Origin of the sequence: Pandoraea sp. NPDC087047 (assembly GCF_044745225.1) — a bacterium.
Taxonomy (GTDB): Bacteria; Pseudomonadota; Gammaproteobacteria; order Burkholderiales; family Burkholderiaceae; genus Pandoraea.
The window spans coordinates 363,545-387,723 of record NZ_JBIUZU010000002.1 but is presented as its reverse complement, the minus strand read 5'-3'; the positions used below and the strand labels follow the sequence as shown (position 1 = coordinate 387,723).

The following is a 24,179-nucleotide window of genomic DNA, read 5'->3' as shown; positions in this document are numbered from 1 at the left end:
ATGCGTAGCGGGCGCCCCAGGCGCCCGCGGGTTTTATTTCGGTGGGGTTTTGTAGGTCGAAACCGTTGCCGTTCCAGTTGCCGTGCCGGTAGTGCGAGGGCAGTCGACAAGATCGACTCGCCCGCGCTGGCACGAGCGGGGATAACGTTTTAGAGAACAGTCGGATCGGAAATGCTTTCTCCCGAAGCCCTGAAGAAAATCGACCGTGCCGTTGCCAAATACCCTGCCGAACAGAAGCAGTCGGCGGTGATGCACGCCCTTGCCGTAGCGCAGGTCGAAAAAGGCTGGTTGTCGCCCGAAGTGATGCAATTCGTGGCGGACTACCTCGAGATGCCCGCAGTCGCGGTGCAAGAGGTCGCAACCTTCTACACCATGTTCAACACGAGCCCGGTGGGCAAGTTCAAGTTGACCGTGTGCACGAACCTGCCTTGCCAGCTCACGCGTGGCGAAGAAATGGCCAAGTACCTGAAGGAGAAGCTGGGCGTCGAGTATGGCGACATCACGCCCGACGGTCTCTTCACGGTTCAGGAAGGCGAGTGCATGGGCGCTTGTGGCGACGCTCCCGTCATGCTGGTGAATAACCATCGCATGTGCGGCTTCATGAACGAAGAGAAGGTCGACACGCTCATCAACGAGTTGACGGCCAAGGGCGCTGCAGGAGAAAAAGCATGACGTCACTGCACAACCGTCACATCAAACCGCTGATTCTTGCCGATCTGAACGGCGAGAACTGGCACCTCGAAGACTACGTCAAGCGCGGTGGTTACCAGCAGCTCGCACGTATTCTGAAAGAGGGCATCACGCCGGAGCAGGTCATTGCCGACGTCAAGGCGTCGGGCCTGCGTGGTCGTGGAGGCGCAGGCTTCCCGACGGGCCTGAAGTGGAGCTTCATGCCGCGCGCGTTCCCGGGTCAGAAGTACCTCGTCTGTAACTCGGACGAAGGCGAACCCGGTACGTTCAAGGACCGCGACATTCTGCGCTACAACCCGCACGCGCTGATCGAGGGGATGGCCATCGGCGGTTACGCCATGGGGATCACCGTCGGTTACAACTACATCCACGGCGAAATCTACGAAGTGTACGAACGCTTCGAAGAGGCCCTGGAAGAAGCGCGTGCTGCCGGTTATCTGGGCGACAACATTCTCGGCACGGACTTCTCGTTCCAGTTGCACGGTCACCATGGCTATGGTGCGTACATCTGCGGCGAAGAAACCGCGTTGCTCGAATCGCTCGAAGGCAAGAAGGGGCAGCCGCGATTCAAGCCGCCTTTCCCGGCGAGCTTCGGTTTGTACGGCAAGCCGACGACCATCAACAACACCGAAACGTTTGCAGCGGTTCCGTTCCTGCTGGCCACCGGCCCGCAGCAGTATCTGGAACTGGGCAAGCCGAACAACGGCGGCACCAAGATTTTCTCGGTATCGGGCGATGTCGAGCTGCCGGGTAACTACGAAGTGCCGCTGGGCACGCCGTTCTCCGAACTGCTCGAGCTGGCCGGCGGCATGCGCGGCGGCAAGAAGCTCAAGGCAGTGATTCCTGGCGGCTCGTCGGCACCTGTCGTGCCGGCCGGGCTGATGATGGAAACCACGATGGACTACGACAGCATCGCGAAGGCGGGTTCGATGCTGGGTTCGGGCGCGGTGATCGTGATGGACGAGACGCGCTGCATGGTGAAGTCGCTGCTGCGTCTGTCGTACTTCTACTACGAAGAATCGTGCGGTCAGTGCACGCCGTGCCGTGAAGGCACTGGCTGGCTGTGGCGCGTGGTCAATCGTATCGAGCACGGTGAAGGCCGCAAGGAAGATCTGGACCTGCTCAACTCGGTGGCCGAGAACATCATGGGCCGTACCATTTGCGCGCTGGGCGATGCCGCAGCGATGCCGGTGCGCGGCATGCTCAAACACTTCTGGGACGAGTTCGCCTACCACGTCGAGCACAAGCATTGCTTGGTCGGCGCTCACTAATCCCTTTTGACGCTTGGCATTGAACCGCTATGGTTGAAATCGAAATTGACGGCCAAAAGGTCGAGGTGCCCGAAGGCAGCATGGTGATCCAGGCTGCCAAGAAAAACGGCACCTACATTCCCCACTTCTGTTACCACAAGAAGCTGTCCATCGCTGCGAACTGCCGCATGTGCCTGGTCGAGGTCGAGAAGGCCCCGAAGGCAGTGCCGGCGTGCGCGACGCCGGTGGCCAACGGCATGATCGTGCGTACGAACTCCGAGAAGGCTGTGAAGGCACAGCAATCGGTGATGGAGTTCCTGCTGATCAACCACCCGCTCGACTGCCCGATCTGCGATCAGGGCGGTGAGTGCCAACTTCAGGACTTGGCTGTCGGTTACGGCAAGTCGGCCTCGCGCTATCAGGAAGAGAAGCGCGTGGTGTTCCACAAGAACGTGGGCCCGCTCATCTCGATGGAAGAGATGTCGCGCTGCATCCACTGCACGCGCTGCGTGCGTTTCGGTCAGGAAGTGGCCGGCGTCATGGAGTTCGGCATGCTGGGTCGCGGCGAGCACTCGGAAATCACGTCGTTCGTCGGCAAGACGGTCGACTCCGAGCTCTCGGGCAACATGATCGACCTGTGCCCGGTCGGTGCACTCACCTCGAAACCGTTCCGTTACAGCGCCCGTACGTGGGAGCTGTCGCGCCGCAAGTCGGTGAGTCCTCACGACGGCGTGGGTGCGAACCTCGTGGTGCAAGTGAAGAACAACAAGGTCATGCGCGTTGTCCCGCTCGAAAACGAAGCGGTCAACGAGTGCTGGATCTCGGACAAGGATCGTTTCTCGTACGAAGGCCTGAACAGCGACGAACGCCTCACCCAGCCGATGCTCAAGCAGGGCGGCGAGTGGCACGAAGTCGACTGGCAAACGGCGCTTGAGTACGTCGGTCACGGTCTGACGGACATCATTCGCGACTTCGGCGCCGATGCCGTTGCCGCACTGGCCTCGCCGCACGCCACGATCGAAGAACTGCACCTGTTGCAGAAGTTCGTTCGTGCACTGGGTAGCGACAACGTCGACTTCCGTTTGCGTCAGACGGACGTGTCGGGCGGCACTCAAGGCGCACCGTGGCTCGGTCTGCCGATCACCGAACTGGACACGCTGCAAAGCGCGCTCGTCGTCGGCTCGTTCCTGCGCAAGGATCACCCGCTGTTCGCCTCGCGTCTGCGCACGGCAGTGAAGGCCGGTGGTCAACTGAACCTGCTGCACGGCTCGGACGACGATCTGCTGGTGAAACTCGCCAACAAGATCATTGCCGCGCCGAGCGCCTGGGTGAGCGAGCTGGCCGGTATCGCCGTGGCCGCTGCGGCTGCCAAGGGCGTTGCCGCCCCGGCCGAGCTGGCCGGTGTGAGCGCCAGCGACGCCGCCAAGGCCATCGCCGCATCGCTGATCAACGGTGAGCGTCGCGCCATTCTGTTGGGCAACGCCGTCGTGCAGCACCCGCAGTTCGCGCAATTGCACGCTATCGCGCAAGTGATCGCTGACATCACCGGCGCTACGCTGGGCTTCCTGACCGAAGGCGCCAACACGGTTGGCGGCTACGCAGTGAAGGCAACGAATGCGAAGGGCGCGGCTGCGCTGTTTGCACAGCCGCGTCAGGCGTACCTGCTGCTTAACGCCGAACCGGAGTTCGATTCGGCCGACGCGAAGCAAGCACTCACGGCATTGGCCGCTGCGAAGATGGTCGTCTCGCTCTCGCCGTTCAAGCACGGCCTCGAGTACGCCGACGTGCTGCTGCCGATCGCGCCGTTCACGGAAACGGCCGGTACGTTCGTCAACGCCGAAGGCAAGCCGCAACACTTCAACGGTGTGGTGCGCGCGCTGGGCGAAACGCGTCCGGGCTGGAAGGTGCTGCGCGTGCTGGGCAACCTCCTGAAGCTGCAAGGTTTCGAGCAGGACACCGCCGAACAGGTGCGTGACGAAGCGCTCGCCGGTTTCTCGGCAGCGTCGCTCGATAATCGCGCCAAGGCTGCCGTCACGGCACCGAAGGCTGCGGGGCAGGGACTGGAGCGTCTGGCCGATGTGCCGATCTACGCCGCCGACGCGCTGGTGCGCCGTGCGCCGTCGCTGCAACTGACCAACGACGCCAAGGCTGCGCTGCGTGCCACGCTGCCGGCTGCGCTGTTCGACAGCCTGGGTCTCGCCAAGGGCGACGCGGTGCGCGTGCGTCAGGGCGACGCCGTGGTGACGCTGCCGGCCGCTCGTTCGGAAACGCTGCCTGCCAATGTGGTGCGCGTTCCGGCAGCCACGCCGGCGTCCGCCGCGCTTGGCGCGATGTTCGGTGAAATTTCGGTGGAGAAGGCGTAAATGAGCCTGAACGAAGTCATCAATCAATACGGCACGCAACTGCTGGGCGTTGCCTGGCCGACGGTGTGGGCGCTGGTCCGCATTCTCGTCGTCGCCGTGATTCTGCTGCTGTGCGTGGCGTATCTGATTCTGTGGGAGCGCAAGCTCATCGGCTGGATGCACGTGCGTCTCGGTCCGAACCGCGTGGGTCCGGCCGGTTTGCTCCAGCCGATCGCCGACGTGCTCAAGCTTCTGCTCAAGGAAGTGATCACGCCGTCGCAAGTCAGCAAGGGCATTTACGCCATCGCCCCGGTGATGGCCGTGTTGCCGGCTTTCGCGATCTGGGCGGTGATTCCGTTCCAGCCGGGCGCCGTGCTGGCCGACGTGAACGCCGGTCTGCTCTACGCGATGGCGATTTCGTCGATCGGTGTGTACGGCGTGATTCTCGCCGGCTGGGCATCGAACTCGAAGTACGCCTTCCTCGGCGCCATGCGCGCATCGGCGCAGATGATTTCGTATGAAATCGCCATGGGCTTCGCGCTGGTCACGGTACTGATGACGGCCGGCTCGCTGAACCTGTCGGACATCGTGCGCTCGCAAGAGCACGGCATGTTCGCCGGCATGGGGCTGAACCTGCTGTCGTGGAACTGGCTGCCGCTGCTGCCGATGTTCGTCGTGTACTTCATCTCGGGCATTGCGGAAACGAACCGCCACCCGTTCGACGTGGTGGAAGGCGAGTCGGAAATCGTGGCCGGTCACATGATCGAATACTCAGGCATGGGCTTCGCCCTGTTCTTCCTGGCCGAGTACATCAACATGATCATCATCTCGGCGCTGGCTGCGGTGTTGTTCCTGGGGGGCTGGAGTGCGCCGTTCGGCTTCCTGTCGTTCATCCCGGGTGTGTTCTGGCTGGCGTTCAAGGTGTTCCTGCTGCTGTCGGTGTTCATCTGGGTGCGTGCGACGTTCCCGCGCTACCGCTACGACCAGATCATGCGTCTGGGCTGGAAGGTGTTCCTGCCGTTGACGATCCTCTGGGTGATCGTGGTTGGGGGCTGGATCATGTCGCCCTGGAACATCTGGGGCTGAGGCGAACGGAGTAGAGGAATCCCATGGTAAGGGCAATCAAGGACTTTTTCGGCAGTTTCCTGTTGTTGGAACTGCTCAAGGGCATGGCGCTCACGGGGCGTTACACGTTCGCTCGCAAGGTGACGGTGCAGTTTCCGGAAGAGAAGACGCCGCTGTCGCCGCGTTTTCGCGGTCTGCACGCGCTGCGCCGTTATCCGAACGGTGAAGAGCGCTGCATCGCCTGCAAGCTGTGCGAAGCGGTGTGCCCGGCAATGGCCATCACGATCGAGTCGGACGTACGTGACGACAACACCCGTCGTACCACGCGTTATGACATCGATCTGACCAAGTGCATCTTCTGCGGTTTCTGCGAAGAAAGCTGCCCGGTGGACTCGATCGTCGAGACGCACATTCTCGAGTATCACGGCGAGAAGCGTGGCGATCTGTACTTCACCAAGGAGATGTTGCTCGCGGTGGGCGATCGTTACGAAAACGAAATCGCGGCGGCCAAGGCGGCCGATGCGCCGTACCGTTAAAGCAGGGCAGGGCGCGGTGCATGGTGATCGCGCCCGGTACGGCAATTGACGTTGGCTAATTCTCGGCACACCCGGTGATTATGGAATTCACAACCTTTCTTTTTTACGTGTTTGCGCTGATCCTCGTGGTCTCCGGCCTTAAGGTCGTGACCTCGCGCAACCCCGTACAGTCGGCACTGTTCCTGGTGCTGGCCTTCTTCAACGCTGCGGCAATCTGGATGCTGCTCGAAGCCGAGTTTCTGGCGATCATGCTGGTGCTCGTCTACGTCGGCGCGGTGATGGTGCTGTTCCTGTTCGTGGTGATGATGATCGACATCAATCTCGACGAACTGCGACGCGGTTTCGGCAAGTTCATTCCGCTGGCGAGTACCGTCGGCGCGATCATGATCGTCGAAGCGGCGCTCGTGCTGATGCGCGGTTACGGTGCCACGCGCGCCCCGGTCAAGGCCGTGTCTGCGCCGGACGTGTCGAACACCAAGGCGCTCGGTATCGCGCTGTACACCGACTACATCTTCGCCTTCGAAGTGGCAGGTCTGATCCTGCTGGTGGCCGTCGTGGCAGCTGTTGCGCTCACGATGCGTAGCCGTAAGGACCACAAACAGACCGACCCGAGCAAGCAGGTGCGCGTGAAGAAGCGCGACCGCGTGCGTCTGGTGTCGATGCCCGCCGAAGCCCGGCAGCAATCCACCGGCGCCGACACGCCGGCGGCGGAATAAGGAGACAGCATGATGTCGTTGTCGCTAGCGCATTACCTGGTGTTGGGCGCGATTCTGTTCGCGATCAGCATTACGGGTATCTTCCTCAACCGCAGAAATGTGATTGTGCTGCTCATGGCCATCGAGCTGATGTTGCTCGCGGTCAATCTGAACTTCGTCGCGTTCTCGCATTACCTGGGCGACATCGCCGGCCAGGTATTCGTGTTCTTCATCCTTACGGTGGCCGCCGCAGAAGCTGCGATTGGCCTGGCCATTCTGGTCACGTTGTTCCGTAAGCTCGAAACGGTCAACGTCGAAGATCTCGACCGCCTTAAGGGTTAACAAAAGCGAACGCTGTTATGGCATCCACATTGAATCCCAACCTGCTGCTCGCGATTCCGCTGGCGCCGCTCGTCGGCTCCATGATTGCCGGCCTGTTCGGCAAGCAAGTCGGACGCGCGGGCGCCCACACGGTCACGATCCTCGGCGTACTGATCGCATTCGTCCTGTCGGTCATGACCTTTATCGACGTGCTGAACGGGGCGAGCTTCAACGCCACGGTCTACGAATGGGCGCGCATCGGCGAGCTCAAGCTCGAGATCGGTTTCCTCGTCGACACACTCACCGTGACGATGATGTGCGTGGTCACTTCCGTCTCGCTGATGGTGCACATCTACACCATCGGCTACATGGCGGAAGATCCTGGCTACCAGCGCTTCTTCTCGTACATCTCGCTGTTCACGTTCTCGATGTTGATGCTCGTGATGAGCAACAACTTCCTGCAACTGTTCTTCGGCTGGGAAGCGGTGGGTCTGGTCTCGTACCTGCTGATCGGTTTCTGGTACACGCGTCCGACCGCGATCTACGCCAACATGAAGGCGTTCCTGGTCAACCGTGTCGGTGACTTCGGCTTCCTGCTCGGTATCGGCCTGCTGCTGGCCTTCACCGGCACGCTGAACTACGGTGAAGTGTTCGCCAAGGCCAACGATGTCGCGGCCCTGTCGTTCCCGGGCACCGACTGGCGCCTGATTACCGTGGCCTGTATCTGCCTGTTCATCGGCGCGATGGGCAAGTCGGCGCAGTTCCCGCTGCACGTCTGGCTGCCGGACTCGATGGAAGGCCCGACCCCGATCTCGGCGCTGATTCACGCGGCGACGATGGTGACGGCGGGTATCTTCATGGTGAGCCGCATGTCGCCGCTGTTCGAACTCTCGGACACTGCGCTGTCGTTCATCACGATCATCGGTGCGATCACAGCGTTGTTCATGGGCTTCCTGGGCATGATCCAGAACGACATCAAACGTGTCGTGGCCTACTCGACGCTCTCGCAGCTCGGTTACATGACGGTCGCGCTCGGCGTGTCGGCCTACCCGGTCGCCATCTTCCACCTGATGACGCACGCGTTCTTTAAGGCGCTGCTGTTCCTCGGTGCGGGCTCGGTCATCATCGGCATGCATCACGATCAGGACATGCGCAACATGGGCGGCCTGTGGAAGTACATGCCGATCACGTGGATCACGTCGCTGCTGGGCTCGCTGGCGCTGATCGGTACGCCGTTCTTCGCGGGCTTCTACTCGAAGGACTCGATCATCGAAGCGGTGGCTGCCTCGCATCTGCCGGGTTCGGGCTTCGCTTACTTCGCAGTGGTCGCGAGCGTGTTCGTCACGGCGTTCTACTCGTTCCGTATGTACTTCCTGGTCTTCCACGGCAAGGAGCGTTTCGGTCAGGCGCATGCGCACGATCATCACGACGAGCACCACGAGGAAGAAGAGGATTCGCACGGCGAGCACCACGGTCTCGCACCGGGTCAGAAACCCCACGAGTCGCCGGCTGTCGTGACGATTCCGCTGATCCTGCTGGCGATCCCGTCGGTCATCATTGGTGCCATTGCGATTGCCCCGATGCTCTTCGGCGAGTTCTTCAAGCAAGGCGTGGCGTTCAAGGACGTGATCTTCGTGGGCGAGAATCACCCGGCGATGGAAGAGCTCGGCCACGAGTTCCACGGCTGGGTGGCCATGGCGCTGCACTCGTTCGGCACGCTGCCGATCGCACTGTCGGCACTGGGCATCATCCTCGCGGCGTTCTTCTATCTCAAGCGTCCGGACATTCCGGAAGCGCTGAAGAACAGGTTCTCGGGCATCTACAAGCTGCTCGATAACAAGTACTACATGGACAAGATCAACGAAGTGGTCTTCGCCAAGGGCGCGCTCAAGATCGGTCGCGGCCTGTGGAAGGCGGGCGATCAGGGCCTGATCGATGGCGCAGTCGTGAACGGCAGCGCGCGTCTGGTGGGCTGGTTCGCCGGTGTCATCCGCTTCATGCAGTCCGGTTACATCTACCACTACGCGTTCGCCATGATCATCGGCATGCTCGGGCTCCTGACGCTGTTTGTGACGTTGAACGGCAAGTAATAGGGGGAGCCAATAACAATGCAATCGATACCGCTTCTGAGTCTGGCCATTTGGCTGCCCATCGTTTCGGGGATCATCGTCCTCGCGGTGGGTAACGACCGCAATCCAGGCGGCGCACGCGCGCTGTCGCTCATCGGTTCGCTGGCGAGCTTCCTGGTCACGCTGCCGTTGATCTCGAAATTCGACGCCCAGGCCTCTTCGTTCCAGTTCGTCGAGAAATCGAGCTGGATCGAACGCTTCCACATCAACTACTTCCTCGGCATCGACGGCATCTCGCTGTGGCTGGTCGTGCTGACCGCGCTCATCACGGTGATCGTGGTGATCGCCGGTTGGGAAGTGATCACCGAGCGCGTTGCGCAGTACATGGCCGCGTTCCTGATCCTCTCGGGTCTGATGATCGGCGTGTTCTCCGCACAGGACGGCCTGCTGTTCTACGTGTTCTTCGAGGCCACGCTGATTCCGATGTATCTGATCATCGGTGTGTGGGGCGGCCCGAACCGTGTCTACGCCGCGTTCAAGTTCTTCCTGTACACGCTGCTCGGCTCGCTGCTGATGCTGGTCGCACTGATTTATCTGTACAACGCGACGGGCTCGTTCACGCTGACCGACTGGTATGCGGCCAAGCTGCCGATGAACGTGCAGATACTGCTGTTCGTGGCGTTCTTCATGGCCTTCGCCGTGAAGGTGCCGATGTGGCCGGTGCATACGTGGCTGCCGGACGCCCACGTGGAAGCGCCGACGGGCGGCTCGGTGGTGCTGGCTGCCATCATGCTGAAGCTCGGCGCGTACGGTTTCCTGCGCTTCTCGCTGCCGATCGCACCGGATGCCAGCCACTATCTGTCGGGCTTCATGGTCGCGCTCGCGCTGATCGCCGTCGTCTACATCGGCCTCGTGGCGCTGGTGCAGACGGATATGAAGAAACTGGTGGCTTACTCGTCGATTGCTCACATGGGCTTCGCGATCCTCGGCTTCTTCATGTTCAGCGAAATCGGCATGCAGGGTGCACTGGTGCAGATGATCTCGCACGGCTTCGTGTCGGGCGCGATGTTCCTCTGTATCGGCGTGCTGTATGACCGCATGCACTCGCGCAACATCGCCGACTACGGCGGTGTCGTGAACACGATGCCGAAGTTTGCTGCGTTCTTCATGCTGTTCGCCATGGCCAACAGCGGTCTGCCGGCAACGTCGGGCTTCGTGGGTGAATTCCTGGTGATTCTGGGCGCGGTGAAATTCAACTTCTGGGTGGGCCTGCTGGCTGCCACGTCGTTGATCACCGGTGCTGCGTACTCGCTGTGGATGTACAAGCGTGTGATTTTCGGCGCCATCGCCAACGATCACGTGCGCGAGCTGATCGATATCAACAAGCGCGAGTTCTTCATGCTGGCAGTGCTGGCAGCCCTCACGCTGTTCATGGGTATCTATCCGAAGCCTTTCACGGACCTGATGCACACCTCCGTGGTTAACCTCCTCGCCCACGTGGCGCAGACCAAGCTGCCGTAATCGGGGAGGAAATCTAGATCATGCAAAACATTAATCTGCTGCCTGCGTTGCCGGAGGCCATCCTGCTGCTCATGATCCTCGTGATCATGATGTGCGACGCGTTCTTCGGCCAGACGCGCAAGCTCAACTACGTGCTGGCGCTCGTCACGACCGCGGTCGTGTCCGTGCTGTGGGCGTGCAACGCCGGGGATCCGGCGTCGCACTACCTGTTCGGCAATGTGTTCGTTGCCGACCCGATGTCGAACCTGCTCAAGGCCTTCAGCGGCCTGGCAACGTTCGTCACGTTCATCTACGGCCAGAAATACCTTGAAGCCCGCGGGCTTGCCCGTGGCGACTTCTACGTCCTCAGCCTGTTCTCGCTGCTGGGCCTGTCGGTGATGATCTCGGGCAACAGCTTCCTGACGCTGTACCTCGGTCTGGAACTGATGTCGCTGTCGCTGTACGCACTCGCCGCCGTCTGGCGCGATTCGACGAACGCGACCGAGTCGGCCATGAAGTACTACGTGCTGGGCGCGCTGGCTTCCGGCTTCCTGCTGTACGGTATGTCGATGATGTACGGTGCGACGGGCTCGCTCGAACTGGCCAAGGTCTTCGAAGTGATCGCTTCGGGCGCCGTGAACAAGATCGTGCTGGTGTTCGGCGTGGTGTTCGTGGTCGCCGGTCTGGCGTTCAAGCTCGGCGCCGCTCCGTTCCACATGTGGGTGCCTGACGTCTATCAAGGCGCGCCGACCCCGGTCACACTGCTCATCGGCGGCGCACCGAAGCTGGGTGCCTTTGCGCTGCTGCTGCGCTTGCTCGTCGAAGGCATGCTGCCGCTGGCGATCGACTGGCAACAGATGCTGATCATTCTGGCGGTGCTCTCGCTGGTGATCGGTAACCTGACGGCAATCGTGCAGACCAACGTCAAGCGTCTGCTGGCGTACTCGACGATCTCGCATATGGGCTTCGTGCTGCTGGGCATGCTCTCGGGCGTGGTGGGCGGCAAGATCGACGGTATCGCCGACGCTTACGGTTCGTCGCTGTTCTACAGCGTGATCTACCTGCTGACGACGCTGGGCACGTTCGGTATCGTGCTGCTGCTCTCGCGTCAGGGCTTCGAGGCGGAGAACCTTTCGGATCTGAAGGGCCTGAACCAGCGCAGCCCGTGGTTTGCCTTCGTCATGCTGATGCTGATGTTCTCGCTGGCGGGCATTCCGCCGCTGGCAGGTTTCTACGCCAAGCTGGCCGTGCTGCAAGCGGTGGTGAACGCCGGCATGGTGTGGCTGGCTATCGTGGCCGTGGTCGCCTCGCTGATCGGCGCGTTCTACTACCTGCGTGTCGTCAAGCTGATGTACTTCGACAAGGCCGAAGACACCAACGCGCTGCAAGGCAGCGGCACGATGCGCTTCGTGCTGTCGATCAACGGTCTGGCAATGCTGTATCTTGGCCTGATGCCGGGCTCGCTGATGGACTGGTGCCTGCGTACCATCAAGCTCACGCTGGCCAGCTAAACGGCCAGACAGACGGAACAACACCGGAAACGGGCAGGGCAGGTCGATGCGATCTGCCCGGCTTTCGAGAAACGCAGCAGGAGAGACGAACGATGGGCATGTCGGCTGGAGGTACGCTGGTGATTCTGCTGGCCGTGCTGGGCGCGAACCTGCCGTTCGTGAACCAGCGTTTGTTCGGTATCGTTGCGCTCAAGCGGGGCAGCAAGCCGCTTTGGCTGCGTCTGATCGAGATGGTCGTGGCGTACTTCGTCGTAGGTGCGCTGGGTTACCTGATCGAATCGGGCATCGGCAACGTGTTCGCGCAGGGCTGGGAGTTTTATGCCGTGACGGCCAGCCTGTTTGTCGTGTTCGCGTTTCCGGGTTTCGTCTACCGGTATTTGTGGCGCCATCGACCGGCGGCTGCCGCCTGAGATGCATGCTTCGCGAGACGCCGCCCTTGAGGCGGCGTTTTGTATTTGGATTCGCCAATTTTCAGCCGTGGAGGGCTTATGTCCGAACGTCAAAACGACGACCAGCACCTGATTGAGACGCGCATCGAAGGCGATACCGTCTACGACGGTGTTTTCCTGACGATCAAGCGTGACCGCGTGCGTCTGCCTGACGGCAAGACCGCCATCCGCGAGTACACCACGCACCCCGGTGCCGTGATGGTGATCCCGCTGTTCGAGGACGGTCAGGTGCTCATGGAGCGTCAGTATCGCTATCCGCTCGGGCGTGTGATGACGGAGTTGCCCGCGGGCAAGCTCGACGAAGCCGAAGGCGGCCTGGTGTGCGGCCAGCGTGAATTGCTCGAAGAGACGGGCTACAAGGCCGAGCGCTGGGACTACCTCACGCGCATTCACCCGGTGATTTCGTATTCGACGGAATTCATCGATATCTGGCTGGCGCGCGATCTCACGCAGGGCGAGCGACGACTCGACGAAGGCGAATTTCTCGACGTGTTCAAGATGCCGGCCACCGAATTGCTGCAATGGGTGCGCGACGGCCGTGTCACGGACGTGAAATCGATCATCGGCGCGTTTTGGCTGGAGAAGATATTATCGGGCGTGTGGCAGCCGAACGAGCGTTCGCCGCTGCGCTGATTCCCCGTCTCACGGTCATTTTTTGCTTTCCTTGCCTCGCTAGTGGCGGGGCAGGGGTATATCCATTGCGTCATGAAGGTTTTTGATCTGCGTTGTGCACACCAGCACACCTTCGAGGGTTGGTTCGGCTCGGAGGACGATTACCTATCGCAACAGTCTCGGGGGCTGGTGTCTTGCCCAGTCTGCGGCGACACGGCCGTCGTGCGCATGCCGTCGGCTCCGCGTTTGAATCTTTCGGGGGCGACATCGCGTGCCGATGCTGCACCGGTGCCGGCCGCGGCCCCGGCCAACACCGCCGTGCGAACCGAGGCCGCGCCCCCTGAAGCGATCGAAGCGCGCCGCGAATTGCAGACGTTGTGGATGAAAGCCGTGCGTCACGTGATGGCGAATACGGAAGACGTCGGGACCCATTTCGCCGAGGAAGCCCGCAAGATGCACTATCAGGAAGCGCCGGAGCGCAATATTCGGGGCACGACCTCGCGCGAAGAAGCGCAGGCGCTTGCCGAAGAGGGCATCGACATCATGTCGCTGCCGGTGCCCGACAGCGTGAAGGAAACCCTGCAATAAGGTTCGAGGAATCGCTCGCACAACGGGAGGTTGGGATGGCAACGCTTGAGTATTACTTCGAAGACTTCGCCGTTGGCGACACCTTCGACCTTGGCGAATACACCTTCACGGCCGACGAGATCGTCCACTTCGCCCGGCAATTCGATCCGCAGCCCTTTCACGTCGACGAAGCCGCCGGACGCGAATCCCACTTCGGCGGACTCGTCGCGAGCGGCTGGCACACGTGCAGCATCATGATGCGGATGAATGTCGACAAGCTGCTGTCGCGCTCGGCAAGCATGGGATCGCCGGGAGTGGAGCAGATCGAATGGCTCAAGCCGGTGCGTCCCGGCGATACGGTCTCGGTAACGAGCAGCACGCTCGAAGTGCGTGCGTCGAAGAGTCGTCCCGATCGAGGCATCGTGCGTCAGCTCTGGACCGCGACCAATCAGCACGGCGAGGAGGTGTGCCGGTTCCGGGGAACGGGGCTTTACCTGAAGCGGGCCGTCTGACGTCTGAGCGGGAATTTCGTACGGCGCACCCGCATCTCGGTTGCCGCTACCCATGCTAGACGCTACGCTGCGCAGTCACTCGCGGGGCCACTGTCGACATCGGCAGTGGCCCCGTTGTGTTGTGCGTGCGCCCGGCGACGTCAGTGCGACAGATCGCTTACGGACGCTGCGGGCGCATCGCGCTTGACCTGCGTGATGCCGTTTTCCATTTGCTCGGCATTGGAGAACATCTGGCTTTGACCGATGATCTCGCCGTTGCGCGCCTTGAGCACGAAGTACGGACGACCCGAGGTCGACGTCTTGCGCTCGAAACGGTGATCCTCGCCCGAGTTCTTGCGAACGGACTCGATACCGTTCTGCGCGGAAGCGCGCGCCTTGTAGGTCTCGGAGGAGAGAATGATGTGCCCGCTGTCGGCCAGCAGGTGAAAGTGGAATTCACCGTTGGGGCTACGCTTGAGTTCGAACTTGCCTGACATATGTGGATCTCCCGGATCTTCCAAAAGCCAGCGGCGAGGGACTGCGAACTGCAAGGTGACGACGGCAGAGCGCCGCGTCGAAGAAATCGGTACAACGGTCTTGCAAGGGGATTCGCTGCATGTACGCGAGACGCGTACGTACAAAGCGAATTGCGCATAGAGTAGCACTGCCAGCGTTCCGGCGATACCGCACTTTGTTTCGAAGTGTAAACCACTTCACATCCCCCCACCGAACCACGGCGCTATGCGGGATACACGGCAGAAGCGCAATCCGCGACCCACGGGAAACGGCGGGGGAAGGGCAACTGGCTTGGCGACGGCTGCCCTCTCGGCTCGACTTAGCGTCGGGCGTACTGCGTGGCGCCGAACAGGATCTCGCGGGCCTTGTCGTCCTGCAACGGTTTGCGTGCGTCGGCCAGCACCTTGATGCCGCGCTGCACGGCCGGACGCGCTTCGATCGCCTCGAACCACTTCTGCACGTTGGGGAAGTCCGACAGCTCTACGCCCTGGTTCTTCCACGAGCGCAGCCACGGCCAGATCGCGATGTCCGCGACGGTATACATATCACCGGCCACATACGGATGGTCGCCCAGGCGCTTGTCGAGCACGCCGTACAGACGCCGCGCCTCGTTGGTGTAGCGCTTGATCGCATAATCGATCTTCTCGGGCGCGTAAATCCGGAAGTGATGCGCCTGACCGAGCATCGGCCCCACGCCGCCCATCTGGAACATCAGCCATTCGAGCGTCTCGAACTTGCCGCGGACGTCCTCGGGCAGGAAACGGCCGGTCTTGCCTGCCAGATACAGCAGAATGGCGCCCGATTCGAACAGCGAGATCGGCTTGCCGTCCGGACCGTCTTCATCGACGATGGCCGGGATCTTGTTATTCGGCGAGATGGCAAGAAACGCGTCCTTGAACTGATCGCCCGCGCCGATATCGACGGCATGGGCATGGTAGGCCAGCCCGCACTCTTCGAGCATGATGTGGACTTTGTGGCCGTTGGGCGTGGCCCAGGAATAGACCTGAATCAATTGCGGCTCCTCGTGGATGCAGCGGTCGGGAAAATTGCCCGGAAATTACACCACAGAACGTTTTTCCCTGTCGGGCGTGGGGTCTGTGGCGGTTGCCGGCGATTTGACGTGCGTCCCTGGCGTCCCCAGCGTCCTTATTCGCCGTCTGCCTGCATGTACTTCGCCAGTTCCAGTTTGGCGATGGCGTTGCGATGCACTTCGTCCGGGCCGTCGGCGAAACGCAGCGTGCGGGCGCTCGCGTACGCATACGCCAGCGGAAAGTCGCCCGACAGCCCCGCCGCGCCGTGGGCCTGAATCGCCCAGTCGATCACCTGACATGCCATATTCGGGGCGACGACCTTGATCATCGCGATTTCGGCGCGCGCGGCCTTGTTGCCGACCGTATCCATCATAGACGCCGCCTTGAGCGTGAGCAGGCGAGCCTGCTCGATCAGACAGCGCGCCTCGCCGATGCGCTCGCGGGTGACGCCCTGCGCCGCAATCGGTTTGCCGAACGCCACTCGCGAGAGCGTGCGCTGGCACATCAGCGAGAGGGCGCGTTCGGCCAGACCGATGAGCCGCATGCAATGGTGGATGCGGCCCGGGCCTAGGCGTCCCTGCGCGATTTCGAAGCCGCGTCCTTCCCCGTGGAGGATGTTGCTCGCGCTCACGCGCACGTCGTCGAGCACGACCTCCATGTGGCCGTGCGGGGCGTCGTCGTAGCCGAAGACAGTCAGTGGGCGCACGCGCGAAATGCCCTTGGCATCTGAAGGGATGAGGATCATCGACTGCTGGGCGTGCTTCGGGGCGTCCGGGTCGGTTTTGCCCATCACGATATAGAGGGCGCAGCGCGGATCGCCCGCGCCCGTCGACCACCACTTGCGGCCGCTAACCACGTAGTCGTCGCCGTCACGACGGATGCGGCATTGCACGTTGGTGGCATCGCTCGACGCGACGTCCGGCTCCGTCATCAGAAACGCCGAACGGATCTCGCCGCGCAGCAACGGTTCGAGCCATTGGGCCTTTTGCTCGGCAGTGGCGTAGCGCTCCAGCGTCTCCATATTGCCGGTGTCGGGCGCGTTGCAATTGAAGACTTCCGGGGCCCATGGCACCTGTCCCATGATCTCGCACAGCGGGGCGTATTCAACGTTGGAGAGCCCCGCACCGCGCCCGGAATCGGGCAGAAACAGGTTCCACAATCCGGCTTGTTGCGCGAGCGGTTTGAGCCGCTCGATGACTTGCGACGGCTGCCACGCGTCGCCCTGGCGGCGGGCGAAGTCGATCTCTTCGAGATAGCGCCGCTCGTTGGGGAAAATGTGCTCGTCGAAGAACGCCGAGAGACGCGCACGCAGCGCTTCGACTTTCGGGCTGTAGCTGAAATCCATGAGATCTCCGTTCGGTGACTGCCTGTCTTGCTCGGGACGGTGCTGCGTTATTGGCGCTATGGGTGACTCGACGCGCGCAGCGCACGCTGCGCGTACTCCCACGCAAGCTCCGCCATGGGACGCGCGCGCTTGCCCGCATCCAGCGCTTGCTCGCTGGCGGCGGTGCCGTCGCTGGCCCGCTTCATGATCCCTTGCAGAATCGCGGCGATGCGGAACATGTTGTACGCGAGATAGACGTGCCACTGCGCGGGGGGGACGATGCCGGTGCGTTCGCTGTACCGGCGGATGTAGACGTCTTCCTCGGGAATGCCGAGCGCTTTCCAGTCGAGTCCGGCAATGCCGCGAAACACGCCGGGGCTGACGTGCCACGCCATGCAGTGATAGCTGAAGTCGGCGAGCGGGTCGCCCAGCGTCGACAGTTCCCAGTCGAGCACGGCGAGCACGCGCGGCTCGCTCGGATGGAAGATCAGGTTATCGAGCCGGAAGTCGCCGTGCACGATGGTCGTGCGCTCGGGCATATCCGGTGTACTCGTGGGCAAATTCGCAGGCAGCCACTCGATGAGCCGGTCCATCGCCTCGATGGTCTGCGTCTGCGATGCGCGATACTGCTTGCTCCAGCGGGCGATTTGCCGCGCGATGTAATCGCCCGGCCTGCCATACGATTCGAGGCCGATGGCGCGGTAATCCACCCGATGCAACGCCGCGATGACGCGGTTCATTTCGTCGTAGATCTCGCCGCGCTGCGGGGGTGTCATGCCGGGCAGTGCGGGGTCCCACAGCACGCGTCCCGCAACGAAGTCCATTACGTAGAACGCGAGCCCGATCACGCTTTCGTCCTCGCACAGGCCGCGCATGCGGGCGACGGGGACGTCGGTGCCGGCGAGCGCATCCATTACGCGATACTCGCGCTCGATGGCGTGGGCTGAAGGGAGCAGTTTCGCCGATGGCGCCGGCTTGGTCCGCAGTACGTAAGCGGCAGCGGGCGTCGTCAGACGATAGGTGGGATTGGATTGGCCGCCGTTGAACTGCGTGATGGTGAGCGGCCCGGCGAAACCGTCGACATGCGCGGCGAGCCAGCGCTCCAGCGCTGCGGCGTCGAAAGGGGGGCGAGCGCCCAATGCGCGTTCGCCGGCGAATGCGGAAAAGTCCTGTACAAGCTCCTCGGCCATGCTGTCTCCTGCATTTCCGGTGTTGCGTTGATCGTGACTGATTCGCCGGCGTTGCCGGGCTTCGACCCTACTTCGTGTGTGTCGATGGGCCGGGGCGCGCTCATTCTTCTCCCGGCCGCGCGACAGGCTAAGCCTCGCTGGCGCGTTGGCGCGTGCGCAGGAACGACGCGAAGATCTTCTCCATGACGGTGAGCCGGTTATCGCGATGCAAAGGCTGCGGCGGCGCGAAATTCATCAGCCGCACGACCCAATCCTCGGGCTTGTCGCCGACATCGAGTGCGTTGATGCAGGCGGGTGTCTGGGCGAGTTGGCCGAGAAAGAGGCGTCCAAGCGGATGCAGGGCATGAGAGAGAATCGCGCGATTCACGCCGCCGTGCAACACCAGCAGCACGGTGTCCCACGACGGGTCCGCGCGCAGTTCCGCGAGCGGCGGCACGACACGGTCGAGCAGTTCGCGCACCGATTCGCCGTTCATGAAACGGGTGTCTTCCGGCACCAGACCGTCGAACGCGCCGAGAAACGCCTGCGCCAGCTCGGCGGGCGGCAGATGCGAGATGCTGCCTGCGCGAATTTCCTGCCAGCATGTCCACGTCTCGATATCGATCTGCTGGCCCGTCTCGGTCAGTACCCGTTCGGCGGTCTCGCGCGTGCGCGGCAGACCGCTCACGATCACGCGGTCGAAGCGGATGTTCTCGGCCGCGAACGCGCGCCCGGCGGCGCTGGCTTGCGAGCGTCCGAGGTCGTTGAGCGCAACGGCATCGGCGTCGATGGGCTTGCCGCTGTCGTCGAAATACGTGACGTCGCCATGGCGCATCAGATAGATGCGGCGGCGTTGCGGCGGGGCGAATGCCAAGGGACCGGCGGCGGGGCCGAGGTGGCCGAGTGAGCTCATGCGGTAATTCTCCTGAACGGGTGCCGGCAGACGCTCGCAGCGTTGCGGCAAGGCGCAGACAGACGGTACACGCCGATGCGGCGCGCAGGCCGTCCGTCTGTGATGCGGTCAGGCGTATTTTGCCGGACGTTTTTCCAGGAAGGCGCTGATTCCTTCCAGACCGTCAGCATGATGGAGCGACGCCACGAAGTGATCGCGCTCGGCGGCGAGTTGCGAGGTGAGCGTCTCGCTCGCGCCGCTCTCGATGAGCGACTTGATGCGACCCACAGCGTTCGGCGAAAGCTGTGCGAGATCCGTCGCCCAGTTCAGCGCTTCGGCCCGTGCCTGACCCGGTGCGACCACGCGATTGACGAGTCCGGCCGCCGCGAGACGCGTCGCCGGGACCGGTTTGCCTTCGAGCAGGATTTCGGTGGCCAGCGCGCGGGGCAGCGCTTGCGCCAGGAACCACGACCCCCCGCCGTCGGGCGTCAGACCGACCTTCACGTAAGCCATCACGAACTTGGCGTTATCGGCCGCGACGAGCAGGTCGCAGGCGAGCGCGAGCGAGAAGCCCGCACCGGCCGCGGCACCCTCGACGGCGGCGATGATCGGTTTGGGACACGCGCGCAGGGCTTCGATCCATTCGGCCAGCGCGTTGATACTCGCCGCTTGCACCGAGGGGTCTTTCTGGCGATTGTCGAGCAGACGGTTCAGATTGCCGCCCGCGCAAAAGAAGTTGTCGGCCCCGGTGAGCACCACCGCGCGCACCGTCGGATCGCGCTCGGCCGTGGCCAGTGCTTCGACCCCGGCGGCGTACATGTCCGGATGCAGCGCGTTGCGCGCTCCGGGATTGGATAGCGTCAGGACCAGCGTGTGGTCAACGCGTTCGGCAAGCAGTTCGGCGGCCATGGATCGGGTCTCCGGATCATTGTTCTTCGGTGAGCAGCGACACGCCGAGCTGCGCGCGACGCGTAAGCCACGGCGACGGACGGTAACGTTGGTCGCCGTAGAACGATTGAAGATTGCGCAACACCGTGAGCAACTGACGCGCGCCGACAGCGTCGCCCAAGGCGAGCGGCCCCCTGGCGTAGCCGAGGCCGAGCGTGACCGCGCGATCGATGTCGCCCGGCGTGGCGATGCGTTGCTGCGCAATGTCCGCACCGATGTTCACGATGGTGGCGATGACCCGTTGCGCAACGAACCCCGCCGAGTCACGGATCACCGTCACCGGCGTGCCGCCATGGGCAAACAACGCGTGGGCGGCGTTGCGTGCGTCGGCCGTGGTGACCGGCGTGGTCATCAGCGTATGACGCTTCGCGCCCGCGAGCGGCAGCAGCGTGTCGACGGCGACCGTGCGCGTGGCGTCCAGCGCCTGCTCGACGGCACAGGTCGTGGCATCGAAACCGAGCGGGGTGACGACGATCAGTGCCGTCTCGGAGGGCTTGTCGCCGCTTTCGATGGGGACACCCGTGGCGCCCAGCAGTTCAACCACGGCAGCGAAGCCGCGCGTATCGGCACGGCTCACCCAGACGCTCTCGGGTAGCGTATCCGGCGCGGGCGCTTCGGGCGGCACTTGCGGCTTGCCGTCGACATAACGATAGAAGCCTTCGCCGACCTTGCGCCCGAGCAGTCCGCCCGCGAAGCGCACGGCGGTAATCGGCGACGGACGGAAACGGGCTTCTTCGTAGAACTGGTGATAGATCGACTCCATGACCGGGTGCGAGACGTCGAGCGCCGTGAGATCGAGCAACTCGAACGTGCCCAGACGGAAGCCCGCCTGTTCGCGCAAGATGCGATCGATGTCGGCAAAGCTCGCCACGCCTTCGCCGGCTACGCGCAGGCCTTCGGTGTTCATCCCCCGCCCGGCGTGGTTGACGATGAAGCCCGGCATGTCCTTGCAGCGCACGGCCGTGTGACCCATGCGCTGGCCGAGGGCGAGCAGGGCGTCGCCGACTTCCGGTGCGGTGCGCAGGCCGTCGATGACTTCGACCACCTTCATGAGCGGCACCGGGTTGAAGAAATGATAGCCAGCCACGCGCGCCGGACGCTCGCACGCCGCGGCAATGGCCGTGATCGACAGCGACGACGTATTAGACGCGAGGATCGCGTCGGCGGCGACAATCCCTTCGAGCGAACGGAACAGGTCGCGCTTGATTTCCAGCTTCTCGACGATGGCCTCGACGACCAGGTGGCAGTCGGCCAGCGCTTCGAGCGTGTCACACGCTTGCAGCCGGCCCGTCGTCGCCTCGACACCCGACGCCTCGATCTTCCCCTTGGCGGCGAGCTTGTTCAGTGTGTCGCGCAGGGTGTCCAGCGCCGCTTGGACGGCCTGGGCATTGGTGTCGTACAGCTTCACGCGCAGGCCGGCTTGTGCGGCGATCTGAGCGATGCCACGGCCCATGGCGCCAGCACCGACGATGCCCAGCACTTCGATGGCTTTGACGGAGGAGGTCGAGCGAGGGGATTCAGTCATTCGGAGTGTCTCGAAGTTGGCGTCGATTGTCGTCGATCGGTATCGTTTTGTTGGCGTGCGACATGTCGCGGAAAAACGCAGCGCACAGGTGATTCGTCATTCTATCGTCCGACCGGTCGGTCGGGAAATGAATTTCCTGCCGTGTTGTCGTGCGATGCAAACCGATGCCCTGAAGGCGTCCGGGCTATTGTCGCTGATCTCGCCGCCGTTGCCAGCGCTTGTTCCGCTGCGCGGTCGGAGGGACGTGGGCCGGTGGCGTGGGCGACGGGGAATCGTCCGCGCGGCAGGAATTCGGGACGTCTTCGGTTGAATTCGATTCACGAGTCGCGAGGTCGTGCCGGTACACTTCGGGTAACCGGCAGTCGCGTCTGCCGGCTCACTCACATGGGAGACATCATGTTGAAGCTGTACGGCTTTCCAGTCAGCAACTATTACAACAAGGTCAAGGTTGTGCTGTACGAGAAGGGCTTGCCCTTCGAAGTGTCCGAATCCATTCCGTGTCAGGACGAGCCGCTGCTGCAATGCTCGCCGCTGGGGAAGGTGCCGTATCTGCAAACGGAGCACGGTTTTCTGGCCGAGTCGCAGGTGATCTGCGATTTTCTGGAAGTGACCCACCCGACGCCCGCGCTGTTCTCCGCCGATCCGTGGCGGCAGGCCAAGGAGCGTGAATTGCTCACGATGCTGGAATTGCATCTGGAGCTGGTGGTGCGTGAGGTGTACACGCAGGCGTTCTTCGGCGGGACGGTCTCCGAGGGCACGCGCAACCGCACCGAGAAGCTCCTGCGCCGCAATATCGTTGCGTTCAAGCGGCTCGCCAAGTTTGCGCCGTATGTGGCGGGGGACACGTTCACAATGGCCGACATTGTCGCGGGCATCCATTTGCCGATCCTCGGCATGGCCACGCAAGCGGTGTACGGCGAAGACTTCCTGCAATCCGCCGGCATCGACTGGAAGGCCTACGGCAAGCGACTTGCCGAGCGGGAGTCGTTCCAGCGCATGCGCGCCGAGCAGAAGGCTTATCAGCAGGCGCAACAGGCGAAGAAGGCGGGATGACGGGATGAAGGGGTAGACCGACGGCGACCAAGCCAGCCGGCGTCAGCCCGATCCACGCTGACGTGGCGCTGACGTGGGGCCGACCTAGGACCGAACAACCGCGATTTCGCCGAGCGGCGTTCGGGGGAAATCGGGCGATGTTGTCCGCGTCAATGCCGTAACGAAACGGCCGCAATTTTTCGGATTGCGGCCGTTTTTATTGGCAGACGTGAAGCGTTATCGCGGTAGTGCGATAACGCGGTAATGCGGCAATGCGGTAATGCGATAACGCGGCAATGCGGTAATGCGATAACGCGGCAATGCGGTAATGCGGTAATGCGGTGACGCGATAACGCGGTAATGCGATAACGCGGCAATGCGGTGAAGGGGCCGGGCGATGATGCGATTCGCTATGACGGATGACGCCCACGAACCCCGTCAGATCTTCGCGAGCCGTGTCAGCGCTTCGCGCAGCGTGTCGTCTTTCTTGGCGAAGCAGAAGCGCACCACGCCGGACTCGTGCGGCTCGTGATAGAACGCCGAGACGGGAATGGCTGCTACGCCGATTTCCCCCGTCAGCCACAGCGCGAAGTCGGCTTCGCTCATGTTGTTGATCGCGCTGTAATCCACGCACTGGAAGTACGTGCCTTCGCACGGCAGCAGCTTGAAGCGAGTGCCCGCGAGGCCTTCGCGGAAAAGATCGCGCTTCTTCTGATAGAAGCCCGCGAGTTCAAGATACGGGGTGGAGTCGCGCATATAGTCGGCCAGACCGACCTGCATCGGGGTGTTCACGGTGAACACGTTGAACTGATGTACCTTGCGGAATTCGGCCGTGAGCGCCACGGGCGCCGCCACGAAGCCGACCTTCCAGCCCGTCACGTGATACGTCTTGCCGAAGCTCGACACGATGAAGCTGCGCCGCGCGAGTTCCGGGTGACGTGCCACGCTCTCGTGGCGCTTGCCGTCGTACACCATGTGTTCATAGACCTCGTCCGAGATCAGCAGAATGTCGGTGCCCGCCACGATCTCGGCCAGCTTCGTGAGGTCCTGCTCATGCCACACCCTACCGCTCGGGTTGTGCGGCGTGTTGAACAGAATCAGACGCGTACGCGGCGTGATCGCCGCGGCCAGCCTGTCGAACGGAATGCGGAAATCAGGCGCTTCGAGCGTGATGAACACCGGCTTGCCGCCGGCCAACTCGATCGACGGGACATAGCTGTCGTACGTAGGCTCGAATACGATCACCTCGTCGCCCGGATGCACGGTCGCGAGAATCGCCGTGAGCAGCGCCTGCGTGGCGCCTGCCGTCACCGTGATTTCGGTGTTCCAGTCGTAGTGCTGCCCGTAGAGCTCACCGATCTTCCCGGCAATGGCCTGACGCAGTGCCGGCACCCCGGCCATCGGCGGGTACTGGTTGTGGTCTTCGCGCATGGCACGCGAGACGGCGTCGACGATCTTCGGATCGCACGAGAAATCGGGGAAGCCCTGACCCAGATTCACCGCCTGCTTCTCGGCGGCCAGCGCCGACATCACGGTGAAGATGGTGGTGCCGACATTCGGCAGACGCGACGCGAGCGGCGGGGCGACCAGCGCAGGTGTGGTGGATCCAGTGTGAGGCGCGTTCATTTTTACGATGGACGAAGC

The 24,179-nt window shown here is 62.6% G+C and carries 23 protein-coding genes; 15 read left to right on the top strand and 8 right to left on the bottom strand.

Translation table 11 applies throughout. The annotated features are described in order from the left end of the window. The first annotated feature begins 171 nt into the window (after window positions 1–171). The 14 genes from nuoE to ACIPHM_RS04365 all read left to right on the top strand — a co-directional run bounded on the left by nuoE (window position 172) and on the right by ACIPHM_RS04365 (window position 14,119). Window positions 172–672 carry an NADH-quinone oxidoreductase subunit NuoE gene (nuoE, locus tag ACIPHM_RS04430; RefSeq protein WP_400324907.1) on the top strand — a complete coding sequence of 167 codons (501 nt, stop codon included), beginning with the start codon at window positions 172–174 and terminating at the stop codon, window positions 670–672. Next, window positions 669–1,961, top strand: coding sequence for an NADH-quinone oxidoreductase subunit NuoF (gene nuoF / locus ACIPHM_RS04425; RefSeq protein ID WP_400324905.1), 1,293 nt, complete (start codon window positions 669–671; stop codon window positions 1,959–1,961). Before nuoE ends, nuoF begins: the two co-directional genes overlap by 4 nt. 29 nt (window positions 1,962–1,990) lie before the next feature. Next, window positions 1,991–4,303 (top strand): NADH-quinone oxidoreductase subunit NuoG, encoded by a 2,313-nt coding sequence (nuoG, locus tag ACIPHM_RS04420; protein ID WP_400324903.1) that lies wholly within the window; start codon window positions 1,991–1,993, stop codon window positions 4,301–4,303. Next, window positions 4,304–5,368, top strand: a complete 1,065-nt coding sequence (gene nuoH / locus ACIPHM_RS04415; protein WP_400324901.1) for an NADH-quinone oxidoreductase subunit NuoH — start codon at window positions 4,304–4,306, stop codon at window positions 5,366–5,368. It abuts the gene before it with no gap. 23 nt (window positions 5,369–5,391) lie between these two features. Beyond that, the gene (nuoI, locus tag ACIPHM_RS04410; RefSeq protein WP_046291526.1) at window positions 5,392–5,883 is read left to right on the top strand and encodes an NADH-quinone oxidoreductase subunit NuoI; all 492 of its coding nucleotides are present in this window, start codon (window positions 5,392–5,394) and stop codon (window positions 5,881–5,883) included. 80 nt (window positions 5,884–5,963) lie between these two features. Beyond that, window positions 5,964–6,599, top strand: a complete 636-nt coding sequence (locus tag ACIPHM_RS04405; RefSeq protein ID WP_400324899.1) for an NADH-quinone oxidoreductase subunit J — start codon at window positions 5,964–5,966, stop codon at window positions 6,597–6,599. A 9-nt stretch (window positions 6,600–6,608) separates the two neighbouring features. Continuing rightward, window positions 6,609–6,920: an NADH-quinone oxidoreductase subunit NuoK gene (nuoK, locus tag ACIPHM_RS04400; protein WP_023596640.1), complete on the top strand. Its 312-nt coding sequence runs from the start codon at window positions 6,609–6,611 to the stop codon at window positions 6,918–6,920. 17 nt (window positions 6,921–6,937) lie between these two features. Further along, complete coding sequence (gene nuoL / locus ACIPHM_RS04395; RefSeq protein WP_400324896.1) at window positions 6,938–8,989, top strand: NADH-quinone oxidoreductase subunit L; 2,052 nt, start codon at window positions 6,938–6,940, stop codon at window positions 8,987–8,989. An 18-nt stretch (window positions 8,990–9,007) separates the two neighbouring features. After that, complete coding sequence (locus ACIPHM_RS04390) at window positions 9,008–10,489, top strand: NADH-quinone oxidoreductase subunit M (protein WP_400324895.1); 1,482 nt, start codon at window positions 9,008–9,010, stop codon at window positions 10,487–10,489. A 20-nt stretch (window positions 10,490–10,509) separates the two neighbouring features. After that, the gene (gene nuoN, locus ACIPHM_RS04385; RefSeq protein WP_400324893.1) at window positions 10,510–11,979 is read left to right on the top strand and encodes an NADH-quinone oxidoreductase subunit NuoN; all 1,470 of its coding nucleotides are present in this window, start codon (window positions 10,510–10,512) and stop codon (window positions 11,977–11,979) included. A gap of 98 nt (window positions 11,980–12,077) precedes the next feature. After that, on the top strand, window positions 12,078–12,389 hold the full coding sequence (locus ACIPHM_RS04380) for a DUF2818 family protein (protein WP_400324892.1): 312 nt from the start codon (window positions 12,078–12,080) through the stop codon (window positions 12,387–12,389). A 78-nt stretch (window positions 12,390–12,467) separates the two neighbouring features. Next, entirely contained in the window at window positions 12,468–13,061 is a 594-nt protein-coding gene (locus ACIPHM_RS04375) for an NUDIX domain-containing protein (protein ID WP_400324890.1), read from the top strand. Window positions 13,062–13,133: 72 nt separating this feature from the next. Further along, window positions 13,134–13,628 carry a DUF1178 family protein gene (locus tag ACIPHM_RS04370; protein ID WP_400324888.1) on the top strand — a complete coding sequence of 165 codons (495 nt, stop codon included), beginning with the start codon at window positions 13,134–13,136 and terminating at the stop codon, window positions 13,626–13,628. 35 nt (window positions 13,629–13,663) lie between these two features. Beyond that, window positions 13,664–14,119 (top strand): MaoC family dehydratase, encoded by a 456-nt coding sequence (locus ACIPHM_RS04365; RefSeq protein WP_400324886.1) that lies wholly within the window; start codon window positions 13,664–13,666, stop codon window positions 14,117–14,119. A 140-nt stretch (window positions 14,120–14,259) separates the two neighbouring features. Here ACIPHM_RS04365 and ACIPHM_RS04360 read toward each other — a convergent pair whose 3' ends face one another. The 7 genes from ACIPHM_RS04360 to ACIPHM_RS04330 all read right to left on the bottom strand — a co-directional run bounded on the left by ACIPHM_RS04360 (window position 14,260) and on the right by ACIPHM_RS04330 (window position 21,503). Next, entirely contained in the window at window positions 14,260–14,595 is a 336-nt protein-coding gene (locus ACIPHM_RS04360) for a YegP family protein (protein ID WP_400324884.1), read from the bottom strand. A gap of 338 nt (window positions 14,596–14,933) precedes the next feature. Further along, window positions 14,934–15,626 (bottom strand): glutathione binding-like protein, encoded by a 693-nt coding sequence (locus ACIPHM_RS04355; RefSeq protein ID WP_400324882.1) that lies wholly within the window; start codon window positions 15,624–15,626, stop codon window positions 14,934–14,936. A 134-nt stretch (window positions 15,627–15,760) separates the two neighbouring features. Continuing rightward, the gene (locus ACIPHM_RS04350; protein WP_400324880.1) at window positions 15,761–16,990 is read right to left on the bottom strand and encodes an acyl-CoA dehydrogenase family protein; all 1,230 of its coding nucleotides are present in this window, start codon (window positions 16,988–16,990) and stop codon (window positions 15,761–15,763) included. Between the two features lie 56 nt (window positions 16,991–17,046). Further along, complete coding sequence (locus ACIPHM_RS04345) at window positions 17,047–18,159, bottom strand: phosphotransferase (RefSeq protein ID WP_400324878.1); 1,113 nt, start codon at window positions 18,157–18,159, stop codon at window positions 17,047–17,049. A gap of 127 nt (window positions 18,160–18,286) precedes the next feature. Continuing rightward, window positions 18,287–19,012: a histidine phosphatase family protein gene (locus ACIPHM_RS04340; RefSeq protein ID WP_400325331.1), complete on the bottom strand. Its 726-nt coding sequence runs from the start codon at window positions 19,010–19,012 to the stop codon at window positions 18,287–18,289. Between the two features lie 147 nt (window positions 19,013–19,159). After that, entirely contained in the window at window positions 19,160–19,939 is a 780-nt protein-coding gene (locus ACIPHM_RS04335) for an oxepin-CoA hydrolase, alternative type (RefSeq protein ID WP_400324876.1), read from the bottom strand. Window positions 19,940–19,955: 16 nt separating this feature from the next. Next, window positions 19,956–21,503, bottom strand: a complete 1,548-nt coding sequence (locus ACIPHM_RS04330; protein WP_400324874.1) for a 3-hydroxyacyl-CoA dehydrogenase — start codon at window positions 21,501–21,503, stop codon at window positions 19,956–19,958. A gap of 396 nt (window positions 21,504–21,899) precedes the next feature. Here ACIPHM_RS04330 and ACIPHM_RS04325 point away from each other — a divergent pair, with 396 nt between their 5' ends. Further along, the gene (locus ACIPHM_RS04325) at window positions 21,900–22,556 is read left to right on the top strand and encodes a glutathione S-transferase (protein WP_400324872.1); all 657 of its coding nucleotides are present in this window, start codon (window positions 21,900–21,902) and stop codon (window positions 22,554–22,556) included. A gap of 417 nt (window positions 22,557–22,973) precedes the next feature. Here the strand turns inward: ACIPHM_RS04325 and ACIPHM_RS04320 are convergent, their stop codons facing one another. Continuing rightward, window positions 22,974–24,161, bottom strand: a complete 1,188-nt coding sequence (locus ACIPHM_RS04320; RefSeq protein ID WP_400324870.1) for a pyridoxal phosphate-dependent aminotransferase — start codon at window positions 24,159–24,161, stop codon at window positions 22,974–22,976. Window positions 24,162–24,179: the final 18 nt, after the last annotated feature.

What these genes read in the sequence shown, in the direction of transcription:
- nuoE (WP_400324907.1), top strand. Translation starts at nt 172, where the DNA reads ATGCTTTCTCCCGAAGCCCTGAAGAAAATCGACCGTGCCGTTGCCAAA.
- nuoF (WP_400324905.1), top strand. Translation starts at nt 669, where the DNA reads ATGACGTCACTGCACAACCGTCACATCAAACCGCTGATTCTTGCCGAT.
- nuoG (WP_400324903.1), top strand. Translation starts at nt 1,991, where the DNA reads ATGGTTGAAATCGAAATTGACGGCCAAAAGGTCGAGGTGCCCGAAGGC.
- nuoH (WP_400324901.1), top strand. Translation starts at nt 4,304, where the DNA reads ATGAGCCTGAACGAAGTCATCAATCAATACGGCACGCAACTGCTGGGC.
- nuoI (WP_046291526.1), top strand. Translation starts at nt 5,392, where the DNA reads ATGGTAAGGGCAATCAAGGACTTTTTCGGCAGTTTCCTGTTGTTGGAA.
- ACIPHM_RS04405 (WP_400324899.1), top strand. Translation starts at nt 5,964, where the DNA reads ATGGAATTCACAACCTTTCTTTTTTACGTGTTTGCGCTGATCCTCGTG.
- nuoK (WP_023596640.1), top strand. Translation starts at nt 6,609, where the DNA reads ATGATGTCGTTGTCGCTAGCGCATTACCTGGTGTTGGGCGCGATTCTG.
- nuoL (WP_400324896.1), top strand. Translation starts at nt 6,938, where the DNA reads ATGGCATCCACATTGAATCCCAACCTGCTGCTCGCGATTCCGCTGGCG.
- ACIPHM_RS04390 (WP_400324895.1), top strand. Translation starts at nt 9,008, where the DNA reads ATGCAATCGATACCGCTTCTGAGTCTGGCCATTTGGCTGCCCATCGTT.
- nuoN (WP_400324893.1), top strand. Translation starts at nt 10,510, where the DNA reads ATGCAAAACATTAATCTGCTGCCTGCGTTGCCGGAGGCCATCCTGCTG.
- ACIPHM_RS04380 (WP_400324892.1), top strand. Translation starts at nt 12,078, where the DNA reads ATGTCGGCTGGAGGTACGCTGGTGATTCTGCTGGCCGTGCTGGGCGCG.
- ACIPHM_RS04375 (WP_400324890.1), top strand. Translation starts at nt 12,468, where the DNA reads ATGTCCGAACGTCAAAACGACGACCAGCACCTGATTGAGACGCGCATC.
- ACIPHM_RS04370 (WP_400324888.1), top strand. Translation starts at nt 13,134, where the DNA reads ATGAAGGTTTTTGATCTGCGTTGTGCACACCAGCACACCTTCGAGGGT.
- ACIPHM_RS04365 (WP_400324886.1), top strand. Translation starts at nt 13,664, where the DNA reads ATGGCAACGCTTGAGTATTACTTCGAAGACTTCGCCGTTGGCGACACC.
- ACIPHM_RS04360 (WP_400324884.1), bottom strand. Translation starts at nt 14,595, where the DNA reads ATGTCAGGCAAGTTCGAACTCAAGCGTAGCCCCAACGGTGAATTCCAC.
- ACIPHM_RS04350 (WP_400324880.1), bottom strand. Translation starts at nt 16,990, where the DNA reads ATGGATTTCAGCTACAGCCCGAAAGTCGAAGCGCTGCGTGCGCGTCTC.
- ACIPHM_RS04345 (WP_400324878.1), bottom strand. Translation starts at nt 18,159, where the DNA reads ATGGCCGAGGAGCTTGTACAGGACTTTTCCGCATTCGCCGGCGAACGC.
- ACIPHM_RS04335 (WP_400324876.1), bottom strand. Translation starts at nt 19,939, where the DNA reads ATGGCCGCCGAACTGCTTGCCGAACGCGTTGACCACACGCTGGTCCTG.
- ACIPHM_RS04330 (WP_400324874.1), bottom strand. Translation starts at nt 21,503, where the DNA reads ATGACTGAATCCCCTCGCTCGACCTCCTCCGTCAAAGCCATCGAAGTG.
- ACIPHM_RS04325 (WP_400324872.1), top strand. Translation starts at nt 21,900, where the DNA reads ATGTTGAAGCTGTACGGCTTTCCAGTCAGCAACTATTACAACAAGGTC.
- ACIPHM_RS04320 (WP_400324870.1), bottom strand. Translation starts at nt 24,161, where the DNA reads ATGAACGCGCCTCACACTGGATCCACCACACCTGCGCTGGTCGCCCCG.